At 67.3% G+C, this 4027-nt stretch carries 3 protein-coding genes and 1 pseudogene; all 4 read right to left on the bottom strand.

Annotated elements, in window-relative coordinates; genetic code table 11:
• Positions 1-61 precede the first annotated feature (61 nt).
• A complete protein-coding gene (locus ACFP9U_RS24100; protein WP_378625326.1) occupies positions 62-1138 on the bottom strand; it encodes a class II aldolase/adducin family protein in 1077 nt (358 codons plus the stop codon).
• Positions 1138-2652 (bottom strand): glycerol-3-phosphate dehydrogenase, encoded by a 1515-nt coding sequence (locus ACFP9U_RS24095; RefSeq protein ID WP_378625325.1) that lies wholly within the window; start codon positions 2650-2652, stop codon positions 1138-1140. Before ACFP9U_RS24095 ends, ACFP9U_RS24100 begins: the two co-directional genes overlap by 1 nt.
• Before the next feature lie 86 nt (positions 2653-2738).
• Entirely contained in the window at positions 2739-3779 is a 1041-nt protein-coding gene (locus ACFP9U_RS24090) for a 2-hydroxyacid dehydrogenase (protein WP_378625323.1), read from the bottom strand.
• Positions 3780-4027: pseudogene (locus tag ACFP9U_RS24085) on the bottom strand (carbohydrate kinase); the annotation flags it as partial.

The following is a 4027-nucleotide window of genomic DNA, read 5'->3' as shown; positions in this document are numbered from 1 at the left end:
ACGGCGATGGCGCGCGCCCCCGACGTGCCGACATCGAGGCCGATGAAAAGCGGGCTGTCGGTCATGTGCGGCCCGCCGCTGCGCGACTGTCCAGCATCTGCCTGTATTTCTCCGCGTCCCAATCGAGCAACTCGGCGTTCTCCTCCTCGCTCAGATAGCGTGGCCGGGCGTCTTCGCCCATCCGCGCGGTCACGTCGGCAAGGCAGCGCGCCAGCGCCTCCGCACCGGCCGAGGCGTCCTCGCGCATGACAACCCCCTTGCCCGGAAAGAGGATCGAGGCGGGTTCGGGCAGGCCGGCGGCCTTTGCAGCAGCGGCGATGTCCGCGGCCGTCTCCCCCTCGCCCGCCACCACGGAGCCCGGCCCCAGGAAGATGACGTGATCGGGGTAAAGGCTGCCGCCGGCGGCGATCCGGCAGCTTTGCCCATCAGTGGCGACGGTATGCGCCTCGGCCATCTGCGGCAGGCGATAGCCGCTTCCCGCCGCCAGATCCTTGAGCGCCTTCTCATCGGCCGGGGGCGCTTCTCGCCTGGGCTGCCCCAGCCGTGCACAGACCCGCTCCAGGAGCGCGGCGGCATCGGCCACCGTCTCGGCGGCCACCACCAGCCCGTGGTTGCCGAGCACCAGCACGTCGATGCCGGGCCGCAGGCGCTTACGGATCGCATGCGCCAGCGGCAGGCCGGGTCGGGCGTAGGGAACGAACGCCCAGTTCATGCCCTTAAGGCGCTGCTCGAGAATCGCTTCGGCCTCGCGCCGCACCGCGACCGCGATGGTGTCGACGCAATGGACATGCACGACGATTCTCTGCGGCATGGCCGAATGAACGGTGGTCTCGATCGACGGCCTGAGACCGGAGGGGTTCTCGGCCGCGATCACGAAGCTCTGCGCCTTTTCCGCCGCCGGATCGTCCTTCTCGACGCAATCGAGCAGCGGCGTCATTGCGACCGGCACGAAGATGTCGTCGGAAAGCGCATTGGCGAGCCACGTGCCCGACGCCTTGATCCACAAAGTGCCGTCCCGCTTGATCGAGGTGTTGCCGCCCGCCGCCTGGACCAGGAGCGGATCGCCCCCCACCCGCGCTGAAAGCGCCCGCAGGGCATCGAACTCAGCCGTGAAATCCGTGTCGTCTCGTATCGCCATCAACCCACCTCGGCCATGCGGCCATTGCACCAGGAGGCAAAAGCCTCGCGCTCCGTTTTCGACATGTGCAGCCCGTGCTTGGTACGGCGGTCGAGGATGTCCTCGTGCGTCACCGCCCATTCGTGTTCGGCAAGATAGAGCGCCTCGCGCTCGTAGAAGTCCGGTCCGAATTTCGCCCCGAGGTCGGCAAGCGCGGCAGCACCCCGCAGCAGTTCGTGCGCCCGCGCCCCGTAAAGGCGCGCATAGTGCTTGACCAGCCTTGGCGGCAGCCAGCGATAGACCGCATGCAGATCGCTCAGGAACCGGTCGAAATCGGCTTGCGCAATGTCGCCGCCCGGCAGACGGGCCCCCGCCGTCCATGCCTCGCCCATCGTGGGGAAGAAAGGCTGGAGCTTTTCAAGAGCATGCTCTGCGAGCTTGCGGAAGGTGGTGATCTTGCCGCCGAAGACGGAAAGCATCGGAGCGGCACCCGCGGCAGCGTCCAGTTCGAAGATGTAGTCGCGCGTCACCGCGCTCGGATTGTCGGCATTGTCGTCGTAGAGCGGCCGCACGCCGGAGAAGCTGTGCACGAGGTCGCCGCGCGCGATCTGGTGCTTGAAGTAGCGGTTCACCACGGCGATCAGGTAATCGATCTCGCTATCGTCGGCCGCCACGTCCTCCGGCTTGCCCTCATAGGGGATGTCGGTCGTTCCGATCAGCGCGAGGTCGTCCTGGTAGGGATTGACGAAGATCACCCGCCTGTCCCTGTTCTGGATGAGATAGGCCTGACGCCCTTCCCAGAATTTCGGCACGACGATGTGGCTGCCCTTTACCAGCCGGACGTTGCGGCGCGTGTTGAGCCCGGCCACACGCCCGACGACGTCGTTGACCCAGGGGCCGGCCGCGTTGACGAGCGCACGCGCACGCACCGTCGATCTGAGGCCCGTTCGGGTATCCTGCATCTCGACGCGCCAAACGCCGTCCTCCCGCCGGGCCATGATGCAGGCCGTCCGCGGAAGGATTCTCGCCCCCTTTTCCTTCGCGTCGAGCGCATTCAGGACCACCAGCCGCGCATCGTCGACCCAGCAGTCGGAATATTCGAACGCCCGTGTGAAAGCGGCGTTCAGCGGTGCGCCCTCGGGCGCCGTTTGCAGATCGAGCACGCGGGTGCCGGGAAGGCGCTTGCGGCCGCCAAGGTGATCGTAAAGGAACAGGCCGAGGCGAACCAGCCAGGCGGGACGGTCGTCCGGGCTGTGCGGCAGCACGAAGCGCATGGGCCAGATGATGTGCGGCGCCGATTCCAGGAGCACCTCGCGCTCGATCAGCGCCTCGCGCACGAGCCGGAACTCGTAATATTCGAGGTAGCGCAGGCCGCCATGCACCAGCTTGCCCGAGCGCGAGCTCGTGCCCTCTGCAAGGTCGTCCTTTTCGCACAGGACGACGGAGAGCCCGCGCCCGGCCGCATCGCGCGCGATCCCGGTGCCGTTCACCCCGCCGCCGATGATGAAAAGGTCGACGACCGCGCTGTCAGTCATGGGTCTCTTTCCGCATTGTGATCTGCCCGTTCCGGCGGCCGGCAAGCCGCCTCACCTCCCTTCGCCTTGATCGAACCTTCGCTCCTTCAGCACGGGTTGACCGGCGGCTCGCCAGCCAAGTAGCGGCGAACCTCCTCCGCGGCCCTTTCGGCCGCATAGGTGACGGTGCGCACCGAAGCGCCGGCGATGTGCGGCGTGAGCGTGACGTTGGGCAGCTTCAGCAGCGGCCAGTCCGCCGGCACCGGCTCGACCGCGAATGTCTCCAGCATGGCACCGCCGAGATGGCCGGAGGCGAGCGCCTCGTAGAGCGCGTCGTAGTCGGCGAGCGGCCCGCGCGCCGTGTTCACCAGGAGCGCGCCGCGCTTCATCTTCGCCAGCGTGTCGGCGTTGATCATGTGGCGCGTCTCCTCGGTGACGCGTGGATGCAGCGTCACCACGTCGGAGCGCGCCAGGAGATCGTCGAGGCCGACATGCTCGACGCCGGCCGCCCGGTCCTCCGCCGACAGCTGCACGTAAGGATCCGCGACGAGGATCCTGCAGCCGAAGGCACGCAGGAGCCGCACGACCCGGGTGCCGATATTGCCGTAGCCGATGACGCCGACGGTCATCTCGCTCAGTTCCCGTCCGGTCCTGTCGGCGCGGTAGAGATCGCCGCGCCAGATTCCCTCGCGCAGCGCCTCGTGGCCGACACGGATGAGCCGCGTCTCGGTCAAAATGGCGCCGATCGTGAATTCGGCCACGGCGGACGCATTGCGGCCGGGCACGTTGACGACCGTAACGCCATGGGAGCGCGCGGCTTCCATGTCGATGTTGACCGGCCCGCCGCGGGAGACGGCAACGAGCTTCAGCGCCGGAAGGCGGTCGAGAATGCCGGCCGAAAGCGGCGCCAGATGCGTGACGAGAACCTCCGCATCGCCAATGAAGTCAATGATTTCGTCCGGTTTTCCGAAATATTCCTTCAGCCCGTCGAGACCGGCGGCCGCATAGCCGTGCTCCATGGGCTCGTCGGGCCAGGCCTGGGTATGCGTATGGATGTCGAGACCGTTGCCGCAAGCCTCGGTGATCTTGTCCCGAAAAACCTCCGGCAGCATGAAACGGTCGCCGATGATTGCGATCTTCCTGTTCATTCACCCTTCCCGTGATGCAGCCATTGTGCGCCAGACCGGCCTGAGCGCGCGCCGCGCCTCCTCGTAGGCCGGAAAGGCACGCTCGTAGATCGAAGAGAGCGCCGCATCCGGCGCCTCCGCCGGATTAAGCAGCGGCGTTACCCATTCGCCGACGCAGGCGTCCATCGACGGATAGGCGCCGACGGAAACGGCGGCGATCATGGCCGCGCCCGCGGCCCCCGCCTCCTCGCGCTGGCTGGTGCGCACCC

It is taken from the genome of Nitratireductor sp. GCM10026969 (assembly GCF_042660605.1).
Taxonomy (GTDB): Bacteria; Pseudomonadota; Alphaproteobacteria; order Rhizobiales; family Rhizobiaceae; genus Chelativorans.
The sequence above is the reverse complement of the archived record's forward strand: the minus strand, read 5'-3'. Positions and strand labels throughout refer to the sequence as shown.

Bases quoted from the DNA above. Each gene is read 5' to 3' on its own strand.
- ACFP9U_RS24100 (WP_378625326.1), bottom strand. From the start codon at position 1,138: ATGGCGATACGAGACGACACGGATTTCACGGCTGAGTTCGATGCCCTG.
- ACFP9U_RS24095 (WP_378625325.1), bottom strand. From the start codon at position 2,652: ATGACTGACAGCGCGGTCGTCGACCTTTTCATCATCGGCGGCGGGGTG.
- ACFP9U_RS24090 (WP_378625323.1), bottom strand. From the start codon at position 3,779: ATGAACAGGAAGATCGCAATCATCGGCGACCGTTTCATGCTGCCGGAG.